The organism is Halalkalibacterium ligniniphilum (assembly GCF_000334155.1).
Classification (GTDB): Bacteria; Bacillota; Bacilli; order Bacillales; family Bacillaceae_D; genus Halalkalibacterium; species Halalkalibacterium ligniniphilum.
On record NZ_ANNK01000100.1, the window covers coordinates 34,243 to 52,900 of the forward strand.

General features: G+C 42.4%; 17 protein-coding genes, 1 riboswitch and 1 other annotated feature. Of the genes, 1 reads left to right on the forward strand and 16 read right to left on the reverse strand.

Annotated elements, in window-relative coordinates; all coding sequences use genetic code 11:
- The first annotated feature begins 73 nt into the window (after positions 1-73).
- Positions 74-305, forward strand: a binding site (T-box leader).
- 150 nt (positions 306-455) lie between these two features.
- On the forward strand, positions 456-2,081 hold the full coding sequence (serA, locus tag BLT_RS0112265) for a phosphoglycerate dehydrogenase (protein ID WP_017728091.1): 1,626 nt from the start codon (positions 456-458) through the stop codon (positions 2,079-2,081).
- A gap of 208 nt (positions 2,082-2,289) precedes the next feature.
- On the opposite strand, the gene BLT_RS0112270 is transcribed toward serA, so the two are convergent.
- The 16 genes from BLT_RS0112270 to BLT_RS0112350 all read right to left on the reverse strand — a co-directional run bounded on the left by BLT_RS0112270 (position 2,290) and on the right by BLT_RS0112350 (position 18,537).
- A complete protein-coding gene (locus BLT_RS0112270) occupies positions 2,290-2,673 on the reverse strand; it encodes a hypothetical protein (RefSeq protein WP_017728092.1) in 384 nt (127 codons plus the stop codon).
- Positions 2,674-2,749: 76 nt separating this feature from the next.
- The gene (locus BLT_RS0112275; RefSeq protein WP_017728093.1) at positions 2,750-3,727 is read right to left on the reverse strand and encodes a M23 family metallopeptidase; all 978 of its coding nucleotides are present in this window, start codon (positions 3,725-3,727) and stop codon (positions 2,750-2,752) included.
- A 274-nt stretch (positions 3,728-4,001) separates the two neighbouring features.
- Entirely contained in the window at positions 4,002-4,919 is a 918-nt protein-coding gene (locus tag BLT_RS0112280; RefSeq protein ID WP_017728094.1) for a VanW family protein, read from the reverse strand.
- A 245-nt stretch (positions 4,920-5,164) separates the two neighbouring features.
- Positions 5,165-5,755 carry a cob(I)yrinic acid a,c-diamide adenosyltransferase gene (locus BLT_RS0112285; RefSeq protein WP_017728095.1) on the reverse strand — a complete coding sequence of 197 codons (591 nt, stop codon included), beginning with the start codon at positions 5,753-5,755 and terminating at the stop codon, positions 5,165-5,167.
- 15 nt (positions 5,756-5,770) lie between these two features.
- Entirely contained in the window at positions 5,771-6,124 is a 354-nt protein-coding gene (locus BLT_RS0112290) for a bifunctional adenosylcobinamide kinase/adenosylcobinamide-phosphate guanylyltransferase (protein ID WP_161603244.1), read from the reverse strand.
- A 35-nt stretch (positions 6,125-6,159) separates the two neighbouring features.
- Positions 6,160-6,786, reverse strand: coding sequence for a histidine phosphatase family protein (locus BLT_RS0112295; RefSeq protein ID WP_017728097.1), 627 nt, complete (start codon positions 6,784-6,786; stop codon positions 6,160-6,162).
- Positions 6,744-7,535 carry an adenosylcobinamide-GDP ribazoletransferase gene (locus BLT_RS0112300; RefSeq protein WP_017728098.1) on the reverse strand — a complete coding sequence of 264 codons (792 nt, stop codon included), beginning with the start codon at positions 7,533-7,535 and terminating at the stop codon, positions 6,744-6,746. Before BLT_RS0112300 ends, BLT_RS0112295 begins: the two co-directional genes overlap by 43 nt.
- 2 nt (positions 7,536-7,537) lie before the next feature.
- A complete protein-coding gene (locus BLT_RS0112305) occupies positions 7,538-9,037 on the reverse strand; it encodes a cobyric acid synthase (RefSeq protein WP_017728099.1) in 1,500 nt (499 codons plus the stop codon).
- Positions 9,034-9,612, reverse strand: coding sequence for a bifunctional adenosylcobinamide kinase/adenosylcobinamide-phosphate guanylyltransferase (locus BLT_RS0112310; protein WP_017728100.1), 579 nt, complete (start codon positions 9,610-9,612; stop codon positions 9,034-9,036). The genes BLT_RS0112305 and BLT_RS0112310 overlap by 4 nt, the downstream gene beginning before the upstream one ends.
- A gap of 3 nt (positions 9,613-9,615) precedes the next feature.
- A complete protein-coding gene (gene cobD, locus BLT_RS0112315; protein WP_017728101.1) occupies positions 9,616-10,683 on the reverse strand; it encodes a threonine-phosphate decarboxylase CobD in 1,068 nt (355 codons plus the stop codon).
- A complete protein-coding gene (gene cbiB / locus BLT_RS0112320; RefSeq protein WP_017728102.1) occupies positions 10,670-11,626 on the reverse strand; it encodes an adenosylcobinamide-phosphate synthase CbiB in 957 nt (318 codons plus the stop codon). The genes cobD and cbiB overlap by 14 nt, the downstream gene beginning before the upstream one ends.
- 3 nt (positions 11,627-11,629) lie before the next feature.
- Positions 11,630-13,099, reverse strand: coding sequence for a heme ABC transporter ATP-binding protein (locus tag BLT_RS0112325; protein ID WP_017728103.1), 1,470 nt, complete (start codon positions 13,097-13,099; stop codon positions 11,630-11,632).
- A gap of 14 nt (positions 13,100-13,113) precedes the next feature.
- Positions 13,114-14,175: a FecCD family ABC transporter permease gene (locus BLT_RS0112330; RefSeq protein WP_026105103.1), complete on the reverse strand. Its 1,062-nt coding sequence runs from the start codon at positions 14,173-14,175 to the stop codon at positions 13,114-13,116.
- Positions 14,138-15,136, reverse strand: a complete 999-nt coding sequence (locus BLT_RS0112335; protein WP_017728105.1) for a helical backbone metal receptor — start codon at positions 15,134-15,136, stop codon at positions 14,138-14,140. The genes BLT_RS0112330 and BLT_RS0112335 overlap by 38 nt, the downstream gene beginning before the upstream one ends.
- 175 nt (positions 15,137-15,311) lie before the next feature.
- Positions 15,312-15,501, reverse strand: a riboswitch (cobalamin riboswitch).
- A gap of 541 nt (positions 15,502-16,042) precedes the next feature.
- Positions 16,043-17,821: an ATP-binding protein gene (locus tag BLT_RS0112345; protein ID WP_017728107.1), complete on the reverse strand. Its 1,779-nt coding sequence runs from the start codon at positions 17,819-17,821 to the stop codon at positions 16,043-16,045.
- Entirely contained in the window at positions 17,821-18,537 is a 717-nt protein-coding gene (locus tag BLT_RS0112350) for a response regulator transcription factor (protein WP_017728108.1), read from the reverse strand. Before BLT_RS0112350 ends, BLT_RS0112345 begins: the two co-directional genes overlap by 1 nt.
- Between the last annotated feature and the right edge of the window lie 121 nt (positions 18,538-18,658).

The following is an 18,658-nucleotide window of genomic DNA, read 5'->3' on the forward strand; positions in this document are numbered from 1 at the left end:
ATAAGAAGAAGCTAATTGACAAATGTCCTTCTAGTGTGGTACATTATCAAGCAATTAAATGAATTTTTTGACGAAAAAAACGATGATGAAGAAAGAAAAATTGGCTGCCAATATCAGAGAGCTAGTGGTCGCTGCGAACTAGTTTGGTCCGATTTTTCATAGCACTTCTGAGTTGATGCTCTGAACGTGTCAGTAGGAGCATACGGTTAATCCGTTATCTTGGAGATGTATTCTCTCCCTGAGGTGTATCATATCGTGATACGCGAATGAGGGTGGCACCGCGGTCTGAACCTTCCGCCCCTCACGACATCCGTCGTGTGGGCAGAAGGTTTTTTTATTGAAACGCTTACATTTCCATAAGGAGGAATGCATTTTTTGCAAACTTTGTTGCTTTACTAAATCAAAGAGATGTAAAATTTGGGGAGATTAATGAAAGTAGAGGAGTTGGAGTAAAGATGAATCAACAAGCAACCGTTGAAAAGATTGAAACAAAAGGAAGCCAAACAACATACCGTATTCTCGTTTCAGACGCCATGAGTAAAGAAGGTCTTCTGCCATTACTTAAAGACAGCCGTGTGGAATGTGTCCAAGAAAATGTCGATAATGTCGACGATTTAACAAAATTCGATGCCCTGCTAGTGCGTAGTGCAACCAAGGTGACCGATGAAGTCATGGCAAAAATGCCATCATTAAAAATCATTGCTCGTGCTGGGGTCGGGGTTGATAACATTGACATTGACGCGGCGACAAAACGGGGAATTGTTGTTGTCAATGCGCCTGACGGAAACACGATTTCTACTGCTGAGCACACATTTGCAATGATTAGTTCCTTACTGCGTAAAATTCCACAAGCCTATGCATCCATTAAAAGCGGGAAATGGGATCGTAAAGCCTTCCAAGGAACAGAGCTTCGCGGAAAAAATTTAGGGATCGTTGGTTTTGGTCGTATCGGTTCTCAAATAGCAAAGCGTGCAAAAGCGTTTGAAATGACTGTCTATGTATTTGATCCATTTTTAACAAAGGATCGGGCAGAAAAGCTAGGTGTAAACCTTGTAAGTCTAGATGATCTGTTAGCGACAGCTGACATTATCACAGTTCACACCCCTCTAACAAAAGAAACCAAAGGGCTTCTTGGAATGAAGAACATTGCGAAAACAAAGAAGGGTGTTTTTCTTATCAACTGTGCTCGCGGTGGCATCATTGATGAAAATGCATTAAAGCATTACCTAGGAACTGGACATATTGCTGGCGCAGCTCTTGATGTATTTGAAGAAGAGCCGGTAGCTGACGAAGAGCTTTTGGCCTTTGATAATGTCATTGCAACGCCTCATATTGCAGCATCAACAAAAGAAGCACAATTAAATGTTGCAGCACAGGTATCAGAAGAAGTGCTTCATTTTCTTGAAGGCAATCCTGTCAGCAATTCCATTAATCTTCCGACCCTTTCAAAGGAAGTATATGATAAGGTCAAGCCATATTATGAGCTAACAAAGAAAATGGGGAACCTTCTATCACAAATTATGAAAACACCGGTACAGGAAATCGTCGTTACGTACGGTGGGAATGTTGTCGATATCGAGACATCGATTACAACGCGCAGCTTAATGGCTGGTTTTCTTCAACCACGTGTTGACGCGGCCGTTAATGACGTCAATGCAGCATTGATTGCCAAAGAACGCGGGATTAACTTTGGCGAAAAGCATACAAGCAACAACACCTTTGGCTATGCGAACATTATTCACGCTGTAGTTAAAGGCGAAGACCGTACATTTGACGTTCACGGTACGTATGTAAAAGAGTACGGACCACGCATTGTCAAAGTAAACGGCTTTAACGTCGATTTCACACCAGAAGGGCATCTAATTTACATCCAACATAATGACCGCCCTGGTGTTATCGGAAAAATGGGTCAGCTTTTAGCCGAGCATCAAGTAAATATCGCAACAATGCAGGTAGGTCGTAAAGAAGAAGGCGGAGAAGCCATTATGATGCTTGCTGTCGATAAAGTAGCAAGCGATGAGGTTATTGCCGCATTGCAAAGCATTGACGATATTCATTTTGCTGACCGCATTGAATTGTAGGATAGGACAAGGAAAATTGCCATTCAAGCAACAAAGAAAAGTGCAAGGCGATTGTCGCCACTGGCTCCTGTAGCTAGACAGCTTTAAAGTTTTCTATTTTCTTATCTTATTAAAAAAGCAGGACATCCCGATTAAACGGATGTCCTGCTTTTTCTTCTCACAATTTTGTATGATGAATTCGTAGCCAAGCCAGACGGTCCGCTCATCACTACCAAATATGGCGAAAAAGCAGATCAAGCTGTCCATCAGCAGATAGTTTGAGATACTCGTCCCCTTTATCTGTGAGCTGAATACGATCGCCATTGGCGACAAGCAATTGTTCAGCCATTGCAACGTCAACATAAAAACGATATAGATGAGCTGTTTGTTGCTTTTTCCCCTTCATCAGCTGATAACCAAACGTACGATCATGGGATTTCCAGAAGCGAGGATGCAGCTCCCCCTTCCTCGTTAAACGTATCAATTTGTGTCTCTTTATTTTTTTTAACATAAAAACAAAACCATCTACTAAATCTACTTGATAACTCGACAAATCCGTTTGCTGATTTAGCCATTGAAAAAGTTCAGTGTGTACGTTTATGCGATCTTCCATAGCTGCAATCTCAACCTCGACTTTGGTCTAACCTACTGCTAGTGTAACACACTCCCTTTTTTATTGAAATAGTCCGTTAATTACGCTCTACACAAAGCACATCTCCTGGAAAAATAAGATCATCCGTCAGATCATTTTGTTTTTTTAAAAGCGCAACAGAGAGAGCATGATCTTCAGCAATCGATGAAAGCGTGTCCCCTTTTTGAACCTGATAATGCTCTTGCTCATGAACAAAAACAGTCAATACATCTCCGGAAATAATAAGTGATGATTCAAGCTCGTTCCATTCCATTAACGCTTCGAGCCCAACACCAAAATGATTGGCAATGCTCCATAATGTATCTCCTTCTTGTACAGTAAAGGAGACGGCTTTTTCACTATTATCATTATGTTGATTCTTGTTGGGTTCCTCATGCTCATGTTTCGGACTATCCATATAGTGCAATGTTGCAACTGCATCTTCGTTTATCAATTTTTCTTCTTGAGAAGATGCTCTATTATTTTCCTCAATTGTCAACTGTTTGTGCTCATTGACGTAGAGAGGCGAGGATTCTTTTGCGATAACGAGGAAAGGATCGATCGCATTTGATTTTTCTAAGTTCCACTCACCCTTATGTACTTCAAAATGAAGATGATTGCCAGAAGAACGCCCTGTATTTCCAACCGTACCAATCTCTTCCCCTTCCCTTACAGCATCACCCTCAGAAACGAAGCGCTGATTTAAATGAGCATAAACCGTTTCCAATCCACTTTGATGTTGAACAAAAACAACATGCCCATAAGAATCAGAATAATAAGATCGTCGCACGACACCATCTGCGATCGTCATAACCAGGGTCCCTTCAGGTGCTGCAATATCGATTCCATAGTGAGTTCCACCTCTTGTCCCAAAAGAATCCGTCAGTTCTCCCATTGTCGGCCAAATATGGTCACCGTTCAATGGGCTATTATACTGTTGCTCTTGAGCAAAGCTAATGTTTGTTCCGATAAATAAAATCCCAATACACGCCCCAATGGCTAAGGCAATAATGATCCTTTTTAAGAAATCGAGCATTGCTTCCTCCTTCAAGTGTGCCAGCTAATAGAAATTGGCAAACAAACTCTTAATTTTTTTACAATGTTATCCTATGGAAACGATTCAAGGTTTATGACACTTTTCAAATTCCGATCACAAATTTAAACAATAAAACAATAGACACTGCAAGAATACAAGCATTCATATAACCGAGTATATGCATGTTAGTTAGTATGAAAAGATAAAAAAAATACTATACACTCTTTCTTATCTATTGAAAAAACCTCCGTTAAGAAAACGAAGGTTTTATCCTCTACCCGTTATAGGTTAATACGGTGACTGTAATTCGTCCGTTTTCAATGTTTGTGCGAATAATGATAGGTTTTTCTAAACTGTTTTCAAATCGAAAATCAGGACCACCCCATGAGACTGTCGCATCTCGCCCAGCGGGAACATAGCCAATTTCACGAGAGTGAGTGTATCGCTCAATGATTGTAAGACCTGCTTCATCAACCGCGTTAAAAAGGGTCGAAGAGGTTTGACAAATCCCTCCACCAATCCCCATTACAAACTGTTTATTGACAATCTCTTTCGCTTCTTTGTAGCCTCTTTCTACCGTCCTTTCTCCAACAACATGGTTAAATGAAAATCGATCTCCTGGACCAAGGACGACATCTTGTATCGCCTTGGCAGAAAGGGCAATATTTTCAGAACGACCTAAAACGCTTGGATTAAAGGAACTAGAATATTCACCAATCACCTTTTCATCGATTCCTTTTAGCTCGTTTTCTGAAACGGTGGGAGGTGTCTCGTAAATAGGAAGGATGAGCTGCCCCTCATCAAAATCTAGCTTTACGATTGAATCAACCAACTCTTGCTCGGAAAGAATCACACGATTCTTTCCTGGTGTAATCTCACCAGCTTGATTTATTTTTGGGTTTTGCATTGGCGTATCAATCGTCGATGCGAGAGAAGCTGCGTACTCTTTTAATCCCTCAATATTCATTTCCCTACCTGGCCAGTATCCATACTCATTTAAATTTAGTTCTACCTCCTCTCCTGTTCGCTCATCGATCAAAGATACAACTTGAATCACAGGCGCCTTCTCAACATATGTATTCAAGTTGACACTTACATGATGACTTGCAAGCATTGCTGCTTGCACATCCTGTTGATGAAAGCTAGCAAAACTTAGCATCCCTATCCCTACGTACAACCATTTTACGTTCATACTGCTCCCCCTCTTTCTTTTTCAATAACTAAGTGTATGTAGGGATTTTCAAGAATTACCTTGTACACAAGAAAAATGAACCCATATTTATCCAATGAAATGGGTTCATTCTCACATAGAACAACATATGTTCGTTTTTTATTTCTGTACCCCTTTCAAAAAAGGTAGTTTGATTACGCTTCTCACCTTCCTCTGCTCGTTTCCATTATAAAAAGGAAGTCTCAACGACTCCCCTTTAACATGCTTTATTTTTTGTCTTCCTTGCGTTTTCCACCACGAAAAACAATCGCGCTGCGTTCATATTCTACATCTTTTACATGTAAGCGAAAATTAACCACACGGGCAATCGCAAAGAAATAATCGGATAAGCGATTTAAATATTTTAAGACGATTGGATTAATGTCTCCCTCATTTTTTAAACGAGACACATACCGTTCCGCGCGTCTCGTTACTGTACGGCAGACATGAAGGGTTGCTGCTGCGGGTGAACCGCCTGGAAGAATAAAGCGCTCTAGTTCAGGTGCTTCTTTTATGTACTCATCGATTCGCGTCTCAAGGTAATCAACAATTTCTTGCTTCGCTTTATACGGTCGTTCCTCTGTCACTTTTAGCATCGCAAGATCACCGCCACAATCAAATAACTCATGTTGGATTTTCACAAGTTCTTGGCGAATGTCGTCAAATTTTTCCCCTTCTAGCTGGGCGATTGCTTGGCCTACAAACGAGTTGAGCTCATCTGTTGTTCCATATGCAATAACGCGTGTGTCATCTTTCGGTAACCTCCCTCCGATAACACTTGTCTTCCCTTCATCCCCTGTACGTGTATATAGCCTCATCCTTCATCATCCTTCCTATTTTAATCGCTGTGGAAGTCCATACCATATTTGATCAACACGGTCTGCCTTTCCCACGATGTCTTGATAGCACCAACCAACGACATCCCGCCACTGACGCTCTTCTTTTTCATACGGAACAATTCCTTTGCCAATTTCATTGCCAATTAATATTAATTGACGCTCTTCTTCTTCCCCTTCCCATACTAGCATATCATCTAGCCAAGTTGAAAATGAATGACGTGGTGACTCGTCTTTTAAAAAAGAGCGAATAAAGCATTCAAGTCCGCTGACAACGATCATCTTTGCTGTAGCGCTGGAAAGGGGAACCCTTTTATTATGATCCTTGTACTTGTACGCATTGTACCACAATGTGTTACTGCTTGTATCAACATGATACTTGGTTTTTACCCATTGACTTTTTCCATTAAAGGCTCCACCTGTAATGAAGTGAATCTTACTCCCCTCCCTTGTTCATCGTTTCCCACAAGACGAAATGCGGTACCAAAAGCGACCTCCCACTCCCAAAATAAGCGCTTCCTTGGGGCAAAAGCTTCTAGCAAAACACGCAGCACGCCGCCGTGCGCCACCAATGCCACATTGCTAAGCTCCTCTTGCCGCATCCGATCGATGATTTTGCTCCAGCCTGTCATCACACGACTTTTAAAGACTTCCATCGTTTCACCACCATTAGGAGCAAAGCTCTCAGGGTTGTTCAGCCATGCTTGATAAGACGGTTCTTCGCGTAAGTCATCTGCTGTACGGCCTTCCCAACTACCAAAATTCACTTCTCGCAATGCAGGGCATTCAATCCTTTCAACATGTGGAAACAGCAGTTTTGCTGTTTGCTTTGCGCGAAGCAGATCACTCACAAAAATACGCTCGTAGCCATTTGGGGTAAAGAACCGAAGCTTCATCGCCTCATCTTCCCCCTTCTTGGAAAGGGGTACATCGGTCCAACCATTATACCTCCTTTCCACATTTTCTTGCGTTAAGCCATGCCGAAACAGAGTAATAGCCAAAGTACGCCCCATAATAGCGTTTCCCCTCCTTCAATTCCTGCCCCAATTGTATCCCCATTGATTCCACCAATTTGTCGCTTACAAATTTGCACCCAAACAACCGGAAACAGAAGGATGAACATAAGAATGACAGCAGTATGAACAAATGGCAGAAAATAGAGCATCACCGTAGCTAATGTGAAAAACCATACACCATATGCTCTCTTTACACCTTTCGTGATATAAGGAGTAAGAGCTGCTGCCATTCCTGACTCACTTGCAGGAGCTCCGAACGATAGCTGAATGCCGATTAGAAATCGTGTCAAAATGGGCATGATACATAGTAATGGAACCATCGCAGATCCTATTTGAATCATCAGTTCATAAAGAAAAGCAAAGCGCCAGCCGAGTAAGAATAGCAGGCTAAGCACTCCGAAAGCTCCTACGTGAGAATCCTTAAGTATGGCAAGCTTTTTTTCCCGATCTCTACGCGATAAAAACGCATCGCTCATATCCATCCAGCCATCCAAATGAAGTCCACCTGAATAGAGAATCGAAGCACTAAGTATGAGCATTGTTAAGACAAGAGGTGTAACCGAAGAATGATGAAAGAAAATTCCATAAAGAACTGAAAGGAAAGCACCTAGCACAACACCTGTAAGCGGATATAGGGCAACCATTGCTTTCGCTCGCTTTTCATCCCAGGCGATTTGCTTACGGATCGGAATAATCGTTAGAAACTGAAAAGCAAGAAGCATCCCATCCTTAAAAACCTTCAGCATAGTCAGCCTCTCCATTCATCGATCAACCGTATTAATGTTTCTACGTCAACAACCTCTTCTATTGCATCAGCAAGACGGTTATACGACTGTTCTCGAAACGCGGCAATGTTATGAACAGTTTTTTCAGGCAGTCCTTTGTTCCGTCGCAATGCATTTAGCCACGAGGTTCGCCACTCATCATTAAAAAAGAGGTGATGAAAATAAGTACCAATCACCCGACCGTCTTTCAAATAGACACCATCTTCATGGGTACCTACATCTAAAAAAGAAGAACAGGCAGGATCGGTACGTTCTGTTACACCTAGATGAATTTCAAATCCTGTGATTTGATCATTCTCATCAAACGGATGGAGCAGCTTCCCTACAGATCGAACCGTCTTCTTATCCTTTGCAAACGTCGTTTTGATTGGCGCAATACCAAGCCCCGTCATTTCTGCACCTGCTTCACCTGTATCCGTTCCTGCCTCATCATACAGGGAATCACCAAGCATTTGATATCCGCCACAAATGCCGACAACCGTTCCTCCCTCCTCCACATAACGCTTGATCACCACGTCAAGTCCTTGCTTTTTCAAAAACGATAAATCATGAAAGGTGCTTTTAGTTCCAGGAATGATAACCGCATCTGGATGTTTAAAGTCTCTTGCATCATCAACGAAACGAACGGACACATCGTCTTCAAAGCGAAACGGCTCCATATCGGTATAATTCGATACGTATGGCAAGTCAATCACTGCAAGATCAAGACTGCGATGCTTCGGTAAGTCTGACGTGATTTGCTCCTTCGATAATGAATCCTCCCCTTCAATTAACAGCCCCTCCAAGTGGGGGATTACCCCTAAAACAGGCACGTTCAAGTTTTTTTCGATCCACTCGATCCCGTCCTGAAACAGCTGAATATCTCCACGAAATTTATTAATAAAAATACCGACGACACGCTTTCTCTGTGTCTCTTCTAAAAGCTGAATCGTGCCAGTTAAGCTTGCAAACACACCTCCTCGATCAATATCAGCAATTAAAATGACCGGTACATCAGCAAGCTCCGCTACTTTCATGTTTACTAGCTCCCGTTTATTGAGGTTCACCTCCACAGGCGAGCCCGCACCTTCAATGACGAGATAGTCTGTGTTCGACTCAAGCTTTTGCAACGCTTCTTCAATCGCTTCAAGTCCCCGCTCATAAAAATGCTTTCGGTAATTTAAGCCAGACATGGAGGAAACGACCTTTCCAAAACAAATCACTTCTGCATCACGATCATTTCTCGGCTTTAGCAAAATTGGATTCATTTCAACCGTTGCTTCACGCATCGCCGCTTCAGCTTGTATTCCCTGTGCCCGGCCAATTTCTTTTCCATCATATGTAATGTAAGAATTATTAGACATATTTTGTGACTTAAAAGGAGCTGTCCGGAAGCCTTTCCGTGCAAAAATTCGACATAAGGCGGTACAGAGCACACTTTTTCCTACATCAGATGAAGTCCCTTGTAGCATAATCCCTTTCATTCTTGTGAGACCCCCTTTTTTAAAATAGGTATACCATACTCTACAAGAATTGCTTCATCTGCCAACTGTACAGCCCATTGATGAAGCTTGCCTAATAGAGCTAAATAGGCCATAGTTCCCTTTTCAGTATGAGGTAGCCCTTCTCCTATTTCATTGGAAACAACAATCGTAGTCCAAGGTCCATGAGCATAGCTAGACAGCATTTCCGCTAATTTCTCGTAGATTGTGTTAAGGTAGCATTTATTTAAAATGTAATCCTCTCCCTTTTGCCACTCACGAAACATTTCATTGTTTAATAACGTCGTCAAGCAATCAATCAGGACGACATCTTTTTGCTGAAATCGAGGCAGGAGATTTTGCAAGTCATAGGGCTGTTCATAAACCATCCAGCTTACGTTGCTTTTTTTTCTCGTCTGCTGATGAAGATCAATTCGTTTTTTCATTTCCTCATCCTCTACCTGACTTGTTGCAATATAATGGAGTGAACCACCGACTGCTTTTACATAATCAATGGCACGCTTTTCTGCATAGGAGCTTTTCCCGCTTCGCACCGCCCCTGTTACGAATAGAAGCAACCGTCATCGCCTCCACTCTGCAACAACGTCAAGTAGCTGATCATTACTCTTTAAATCTTTCACAGCAAGACGTAAATAATGACCATCAAGTCCTGCGAAATTGTTTGTATGACGAGGGATGATTCCCTGCTGGATCAGGTAAGTCATGAATGAGATCATCTCGCCCTTTTTTGGTTCAGATATTAGATAAAAATTAACGACCGATTCAGAGACCTGAAAGCCAAGCTCCTCTAACGCACGTTTGACTCGTTGTCTTTCTTTGGAAATAGCTTGGACAGTGCGTTGTACAAACAACGTTTCCTCTAAGCAAAGTAAACCAATCTCTTGTGCCAGGCCATTCACACTCCACGGTGGTTGATGTCTTTTTAAGTTGGCAATGATCGAAGGAGAAGAGACTGCATAGCCGAGACGAGCACCAGGAATGGCAAACATTTTCGTCATGGAACGCAGGACAACAAGGTGTTCATACGCTGAAGTACGATTTGCAAAGCTGTGGGGATGCTCCATAAAATCATAAAATGCTTCATCCATCACCAAAGTTGTTCCTGTCTTTTCCGTTAGCTGAATTAGACGCTCAATGCGATTGGGTTCCATCATACTTCCTGTTGGATTATTCGGTTGACATAGAAACAGGACATCCACCTTTTCTAACTGAGACCGTAAGTGATCAGGGTCAAGCTGCCAAGGCTCTTGCAGCACAAAGCCCGTCACTTCACATTCGTTTGCTTCACACGCATCTCGGTACTCTGAAAAAGCCGGTTCAATAATAAGGACTCGCTTTTTGCGGAAGTGCTGGGCAAGAAGAAAAATGAGCTGAGCGGCTCCGTTTCCGATTAAAATCGCCTCAGGCTCAACTTTTTCAATTGACGCGATTTTCTGACGAAGGCGAAGGGCTTCTGGATCAGGATAATCATACAATGATGGTAAAAGCTCAACGATTCTTTCTTTTATCGTTTCAGGTGGCCCAAACGGATTTGTATTGACACTAAAATCAAGTGAACGTTCGTTATATGGCAATCCTAAAGCCCTCATTAGTGATTGTGGGTTGGCTCCATGATTAGGTAATGACAATCCACACACCCCCTGTTACGAATAATAATAAAACAAATGAGAATACGGTTCTTTCCATAATCGTGATTGCTTCCTCAATTTTGCCTGCATCCAGCCTCTCTTTTCCGTCTCCCATTTTCGCACGATATGAAACCATTCCTTTGTATGTATTTCTTCCGCCAAGGGTTATATTTAAAAGGGCTGCCATCGCCGCTTCTCCCCAGCCACTATTCGGACTTGGATGCTTCGGTGCATCACGAAACAGCACGTTAAAACAATCACCCAGTTTTTTCTTGCATATCTGTGCATTAACGAAAACCATAAGCACACCTGTTAATCGACTCGGAATCAAATTAGCGAGATCATCCAAGCGGGCTGCCGCCCATCCAAATTGCGCATATCGCTCATTTTTGTAGCCAAGCATTGAATCACACGTATTGATGGCACGATAAATCATCGCAAGTGGTGCACCTCCTATAAGGCCATAAAAAAGAGGAGCAGTCACACCGTCACTGGTGTTTTCTGCTACTGTTTCAATCGCTCCTCTAGCAAGGTCATGCTCGTTCAGCTGATCGGTATCACGTCCAACGATATAAGATAAATACCGTCTTGCCTCTGGTAAATCTTGATTTTTCAAAGGAACGGCAACTTGCTCTGCAGCCTCCCGTAAGCCTTTTGTGGCAATCGTTGTAGCCATGATAAAGGCTTCCACCAGCACCCCGAGAAAAGGATGGATCGTATAAGCGATAACAAGCAAGGAAACAGTGATAAAGGCAACAACAACAAGGACTTGTGCAACAAGCAACATCCCCTTCCCTTTTTTCCCCCGTCCTTGATTTAGCTTTCGATCAAGAATATGAATGATTTTTCCTATTCCAACAACAGGATGGGGCAGCCACCTAGGATCGCCAATCCATTTGTCTAATAAATATGCAAGCCCAACAGCTATCAAATGAAACAGCATGAGCTAAGCTTCCCTTCTCTTTTGATATTTCTGAATGGCTAAGCGCGTTCCTTCATAGACAAGCTTGCCAATGGCAGCACCGATCGGTGTAATCGTCCCTGCGTAAGGTAAATACTCACCGGTTTGCGAAGCAGCAATCATGACACTATCTGTTGATGTTCCTGTTGCAAGTGTATTTGAGTGAGGATCACGAATGTTCTCATCATGCATCGCTTTTACCTTCGCTTCCGTTGCCGTCATCAATGCTTGTGCGTAAGCCGCTTCTGCCAGCTTGCCTTCAATAAACACCCATGTATTGATCGTTCCAATTTTTTCTGTCCGTGGCTTTTGCTCGTAGGCTCTAGAGACGTCTACAGCATTGGACGTGCCCGCTGTGATCATTACCTGCAAGGAAAAGGAGTCGTTGCTTTCTTTGGATATCACTACATCCTCTAGCATAGCTGCTGTCATCATTCCAAGAACATCACGTGCATCAATCCCCTGCTCTGCGAGATATTGACTAAATTCACTTTCAGGATCGTCGCAACAGTACTCTTTGTCCACATGACGATTGACAAACGTTTGATGCCAACGAAAACCTGCCCCAAGTACTGCAGAAGAAAGTGTTTTCCAGCGAATCACGCTCCACACCTTCAAGTAATGATATGTGGCTTCAATCTTTAATGCTTCTAATGGTGATTGATGTTCTGATTTTGGCACCTCTGGAACAAATGTTATTAACGGACGTGGTACCTCAGGATGCTCCTTAATTCTCAATGGTGCATGATAAACACGTTCTAACTGTTTTTGTTCCATGATAAAGCGAGGGGTACTTAACTCCACCATCTGCCCTTCATCTAATAACAGGATCCGATCACAATAAAGACTCGCCATGTTTAAATCATGTAAGATCGCAATGACGGTTAATTCCCGTGTCCGTGACCATTGCTTCAGCGAATTTAACAAGCTCATTTGATGGGAAATGTCTAAATGATTTGTCGGTTCATCTAGTAAGAGCATTTCAGGCTCCTGAGCCAAAGCGCGAGCAAGTAAGACCCTCTGTCTTTCACCACCACTGAGGGTTTGTAAGGGTTTATTTCGAAACTGAAGCGTATCGGTTTTTTTTAAGGCTTCGATGACGATGTCCTGATCTTGTTTTGTTTCTCTTCCAAGCAACCCTTTTTGATACGGATACCGCCCTAATCCAACGACTTCCTCCACATGATAGGTGAAGGCTGTAGCGCTATCCTGTGGCAATACAGCGATTTGCTGTGCAAGCTCCTTTGACCTGTAAGCATGGATCGCTTTCCCATGTAACGTAATCGAACCTTGTTGAAGAGGCAAAAGTCCACTAATCGCTTTTAAAAGAGTTGTCTTCCCACTCCCATTCGGGCCCAATATCCCAAAAATCTCACCTTTATTCACATGAAAGGACAGATCCTTTACAACCAATTCAGCATCATAACCAATTGACACATTTTTCGCTTCGAGCATGACTGACCTCCTCCTTATGAAAGGTGCTTTCGACGCTGCTGCAATAAGAGAAAACCAAAAACAGGTGCTCCTACGACGGCTGTAATGACACCAATCGGTAGCTCTGTAGGTGCGATGATCGTACGCGCTAAAAGGTCCGTCAGCATCAAAAATCCACCGCCAATGATCATTGATAGTGGCATTAAATGCCGGTGATCTGACCCGCAAATAAGCCTTGTTAAATGGGGTATGACAAGACCAACAAAACCGATCGAACCAGAGACAGCGACAGCACATCCTGTTAATGTAGCAGCTCCAAGCAAAATGAGAAGCTTTCTTAGGCGGATATCCACACCAAGATGTTTTGCGGTTTCCTCACCAAATGCAAGGGCATTTAACTCTCGGCTGTTTGCCAATAATAGAAGCATTCCTGCGAAAAAACAAGGAATGATGAGCCAAACATAGCTCCACCCACGCATTGAAACACTACCCATCAGCCAGCTAATAATTTGTCTGAGCTCTTCTCCAGTTAAAGCAATAATTAATGAAATAAGTGCACCTAAAAACGAACTAAAAATAATTCCCGCTAAAATAATCGTCTCTGCGGACATTGAGCGCTGTACGAGGCGAGCAAAGCTCATCACAATGATCAACGTAAAAAAGCCAGTTATAATACTAACAACCGGAAGTGTAAATGATCCTAAAAAAGGAATAGATATACCGAAAAAAAGGACGCTAACTGCCCCTAATGCAGACCCGGAAGAAACCCCTAATGTGTACGGATCGGCTAACGGATTTTTCAACAATCCTTGAAAAGCACTCCCAGCTAAAGCAAGAGATGCACCAACAAACAGAGCGAGCAATACGCGTGGGAGCCGTATTTCCATTACTATGTTAATATGCATTGGGTCAAGTGTAGCGTTTAATGGAAGATGAAACCACTGTTGACCGAGTATGTAAAGAACAGTCGAAAAGGGAAGATCAACGCTTCCCTTTCCGATACTGACAATCATTGAAACAAATAAAAAACAAATGCTTCCTAGATAGATAAGAACTCGATTATTCTGCAAATACCTCTGGATAAATAACCTTGGCAAGCTCCTCGGCTCCTTCTGCTAAACGAGGACCTGAACGTGCTACTGGATCAGGCTCCACGTGATAAATTCGATCATTTACTACGGCAGGAACATCTTGCCATGCAGTACGCTCATTGATTTCTTGCGCTGAATCATCTTGAGTATAACCATGATAGGTTGTTACAATGACGTCAGGTTGAAGAGCAACTGCCTCTTCTTCAGAAAATTGCACCCAGCCTTCCACGTCTCCTGCCACATTATTTGCGTTAATTAACGTTAAAATTTCATGAAGAAACGTTCCTTGTCCTGTCGTGTAAATTGAAGGAGCTGGAGATACCTCAACCCAAACATTTACACGATCATCCTCTGAAATTTCACTTGCTTTTTCTTCAAGTGCAGCGAACCTCTCTTGCATTCCTTGAACGACTTCCTCAGCTTCTGCTTCGGCACCAATCGCTTCACCAATTAATGCAATTGATCGGTACACAGCATCAATTTCAGTTGCATCATGAACAACGATAACTGGAATATCCGCATTGCGGAGTTGGTTTAAGCCCTCTTCAGAATTATGGGCACCTGATTGATGAGCTAGCACTAAGTCTGGCTCTAATGAAAGAATTTTTTCCACATCAAAGTCCATGCCGCCAATGCTTTCAACCTCTTCAACTTCTGCTGGATAATTGTCATGATCTGTCCGTCCAACGACCTTATCTCCTTGATCTAGTGCATAGACAGTTTCCGTAATGCTTGGAATCAATGTGACAATTCGTTCTGGTTCTGCTTCTAATGTCACTTCATTATCTAAAGCATCTGTGATTGTTTTCGGAAATGACTCTCCCTCTTCTGCCGGTTCACCTTCATTTGTTGCTTGTTCTGCATCTGTGTTAGCTGGTGCTTCTTCTGTAGTATTTGAGCCACATGCTGTTAGGATCACAGCAAGTAGCATTGCGAGAATAAGTGCTTGCATCTTTAATCGCATCATTTTTCATCCCCTTTTTTTATGTTTATATCAATGGTTCTCTATTTGTCGTGCGAGGTGTCAATTTGTGAAAATAGAAAAAGCACTCCCTCCAGAAGTGCTTTCAAAGACAAAACAAGTCGTATCTGTTTAAGACAATGCTTAAATAGAACGGACTGCTTCACCTTTTCCTCGAAGGTTACACAACGAACTGAAGGCAGGTCTCCTGACTTATGCATACAAGCTTTTCACCCTTCCCATTACTCTTAAGCAACAGTGGTCTATAGAAAAGCTCTAGCAACTACAGTGGCGGGACCGTGCCGGATTCTAACCGGCTTCCCTTTTAACACTCAAATAAATGTGAGTGACCTCGCAGCGAACAATATGTAATTTCATTGATAACTCGTTCCTATTATACATGAAAGTAGACAAAATCTCATTGTTTTTTTCAAAGGTTAAGAAAGGATAGCATTTCAAAGCTGTCTAGCTACTGCACCAGCAGGCTTGGCAGGCTTGCGCTACTCGTTATCGATTCACGTAAATCACACATGACTAAACGCATTGGCTAAAAATAAATCCTACAATCATTAATTCCTGTTCCGTATGAAACAATATTATTCGACTTTATTTTTTTCTATGGAAAAGGGGTCAAAGCTTCAGTTCAAGTTGCAGAATCAATGAAGTCCTTCCGCTCACACCACCTCCATTGAAAGGTTGCTCAGCGTTTCTTGTCAAACTCGTTTTCATCCAAGTGGGAAGAGCCTGCTACTTATGCTGGTTTCTGGGAAAAGAGGCAGAGCCTAAGAAAAGCATGAAAAATCAAGATGCTCTCTCGCTTGCAACCTCCATGATGATACGTGTCACAGATGATATCCACCGTTCTCTTTCCATTCCATAAATAAAAGTAACTCGCTCACCCATTCTTCGAGCTTATGCCTCACGTTTCGGGAAAAAGCATGTAAATGTTGTTCCATCGTTCTCTTTACTGTGAACCGAAATTTCGCCATCATGAGCATCCACGATGTTTTTTGCAATGGCTAGACCTAAACCGGTGCCACTTTTTTTGGCTCGGGTCCTCGCTTTATCTGCTTTGTAGAACCGTTCAAATACATATGGCAAATCTTCTTCTGGAATGCCTGAACCTGTATCCTCTACATCAAACCTTACCCCCGAAGGTGTTGGATGAACACGAAGTCGAACTGTGCCATTCTCTCCGGTATGGCGAATCGCGTTATGAAGAAGGTTTGTTAACACTTGTTCCACACGATCTGGATCCGCTAATAATACGGTGTCCTCACCTTCCATTATAAACTGAAGCTGTATGCCTTGTTCTCTTGCTAGCCCTTGGAACTTTCGCGCAATTCGTTCTGAGAACTCTTTTACTTGTATCTCTTCATAGCTTAATTCAATATGTCCTGCTTCCATCCGAGCAATATCAAGCAGTTCGTTAACAAGTCGTCCCATTCTTAACGATTCTTCGTAGATAATTTGAGCTATCTCCTTTTTCTCTTCATCTGATCCTGCGATGTCATCAATAATCGCTTCACTATAGCCTTGAAGCATTGAAATCGGTGTTCGCAGCTCATGAGAAACATTCGCGATAAAGTCTTTTCTTAGCTTATCATGGCGCCTTTCCTCTGTCATATCACGTACAACTGCAACCGCTCCACGTACAAATGAATGATCGTACAATGGTGTGATCAGAACCGCCCAGCTTCTCCCTTGAACATCTACCTCTGTAGCCTGTTCTTTTTCAAGAGCCACGACTTGCTGAAACAAGTGCTGAACCGTTTCCGGAAGCTCCTCTCCTTTGTGATTCATCCCTTGCTCATAATACCAAGCTTGAATAAAGCGCTCAGCAGGAGGATTGGTCACAACAATCTGTCCTTTTCGATCAAGAGTTATGACACCATCAGCCATGCTGCTTAAAATTCGTGACAGCTGCTCTTTTTCTTGGTTTAAGGCTGTGATGCTTCGGTTTAACTCTCGTCTCATTCGGTTAAAGGCAATTGCTAGCTGACCGATCTCGTCATGAGTTAAAATCGGGATCTTTGTTTGAAATTTCCCTTGAGCAACCTCTAAGGCTACCTGTCTCATTTTTCGTAATGGTGCGGTAATACGCGTTGATAGAAAGAAGGCGAATACCGTCGTCAGCACGATCGCAATCGCTGCTGATAAATAAACAATTCGTTTCGTCTCCGCAGATGTCTCTTCGATTGCAGAGAGTGGTTGATATAAAAAGACCGCACTACCTGGCTCACTCTCATCAAGGGGAATACCGACAATCATCATGCCTGTATCCATTCCTTCAACCCCATCAAGACTAGGAAAATCCCCTTCCATGACAACCGTTTGCTGACCAGTAAAAACACGAGAAAGGAGTGGATGCTCTAAAAAGGTTTCTAAAGGTAAATTAATTGGACTTGAATGACCCGTATTCCAATATTGACTTTGATCTTCAATAATAACAACCTTCGTTTCAAAGGCATTTGAGTATTCTGAAATCATGGAACGGGCAAAATCAGGATCCTCGTAGTCTTCATAAATGGTTGCAATCATGTTGGCATGATTAAAGAGCTGTGATTCAGCTTCATTAATATGAAACCTCTCAAAAAATTGTAGCAGCATCACCATTAAAATAGAAAGGACAACAGAAACGAGTAATAAGATGGTAAACCACAGTTTACCAACAACACTTCTCCAAAGCATTACTCCTTCACAGCCTCAAATTTATAACCGACCCCCCAAACGGTTGAGATCATGCTAGCGGCTTCAGGAGAAACGCGATTTAATTTTTCTCGAAGTCGTTTAATATGGGTATCGACTGTACGTAAGTCACCAAAGAAATCATAGTTCCAAACGTCTTTTAAAAGCTGTTCTCGGGAAAAGACTTTGTCTGGCGATTGAGCAAGATAATACAGCAGCTCATATTCCTTCGGTGTTAAACTAATCTCCTTTCCTTCAACCGTTACACGGTGAGCATCATTGTCGATCGTTAAGTAAGGGAACACTAACACATCTTTCGCCTGAGTATCCGTTTGTAGGAATTTCGTTGATGAAGAACGTCTTAACAGCGCCTTCACACGTAAAACAACCTCACGGGGGCTAAAAGGCTTGACGATGTAATCGTCCGTTCCAACTTCAAATCCTTGTACACGATTCGCTTCTTCCCCTTTTGCTGTTAGCATGATAACAGGTGTCGCTTTTGTTTTCCGCAAACGAGTACATACTTCAATGCCGTCAATGCCTGGCATCATTAAATCTAAAAGTATAAGGTCATAGTCAGCATTTAAAGCCATCTCTAACGCTACCTCACCATTTTCTGCCTCTTCGATTAGATAATTTTCTCTTTCTAAGTACATCCGCAGTAGCTTGCGAATGCGTTCTTCATCGTCCACTACTAAAATTTTTGCTTCTTTTTCCATCTAAAGACCTCCCACAAACAATTCTAAATTGGTGTCTATCTCTATTCTACCATGAAGGCGATTTCTTTTTAAAAGATTATCGATTAAGAGGCGATTTCATGAGAAGATCAGGAATCAATCC

Bases quoted from the DNA above. Each gene is read 5' to 3' on its own strand.
- BLT_RS0112325 (WP_017728103.1), bottom strand. From the start codon at position 13,099: ATGCTCGAAGCGAAAAATGTGTCAATTGGTTATGATGCTGAATTGGTT.
- serA (WP_017728091.1), top strand. From the start codon at position 456: ATGAATCAACAAGCAACCGTTGAAAAGATTGAAACAAAAGGAAGCCAA.
- BLT_RS0112295 (WP_017728097.1), bottom strand. From the start codon at position 6,786: ATGGGGCGTACTTTGGCTATTACTCTGTTTCGGCATGGCTTAACGCAA.
- cbiB (WP_017728102.1), bottom strand. From the start codon at position 11,626: ATGCTGTTTCATTTGATAGCTGTTGGGCTTGCATATTTATTAGACAAA.
- BLT_RS0112335 (WP_017728105.1), bottom strand. From the start codon at position 15,136: ATGATGCGATTAAAGATGCAAGCACTTATTCTCGCAATGCTACTTGCT.
- BLT_RS0112305 (WP_017728099.1), bottom strand. From the start codon at position 9,037: ATGAAAGGGATTATGCTACAAGGGACTTCATCTGATGTAGGAAAAAGT.
- BLT_RS0112270 (WP_017728092.1), bottom strand. From the start codon at position 2,673: ATGGAAGATCGCATAAACGTACACACTGAACTTTTTCAATGGCTAAAT.
- BLT_RS0112285 (WP_017728095.1), bottom strand. From the start codon at position 5,755: ATGAGGCTATATACACGTACAGGGGATGAAGGGAAGACAAGTGTTATC.
- BLT_RS0112275 (WP_017728093.1), bottom strand. From the start codon at position 3,727: ATGCTCGATTTCTTAAAAAGGATCATTATTGCCTTAGCCATTGGGGCG.
- BLT_RS0112350 (WP_017728108.1), bottom strand. From the start codon at position 18,537: ATGGAAAAAGAAGCAAAAATTTTAGTAGTGGACGATGAAGAACGCATT.
- BLT_RS0112280 (WP_017728094.1), bottom strand. From the start codon at position 4,919: ATGAACGTAAAATGGTTGTACGTAGGGATAGGGATGCTAAGTTTTGCT.
- BLT_RS0112300 (WP_017728098.1), bottom strand. From the start codon at position 7,535: ATGCTGAAGGTTTTTAAGGATGGGATGCTTCTTGCTTTTCAGTTTCTA.
- BLT_RS0112345 (WP_017728107.1), bottom strand. From the start codon at position 17,821: ATGCTTTGGAGAAGTGTTGTTGGTAAACTGTGGTTTACCATCTTATTA.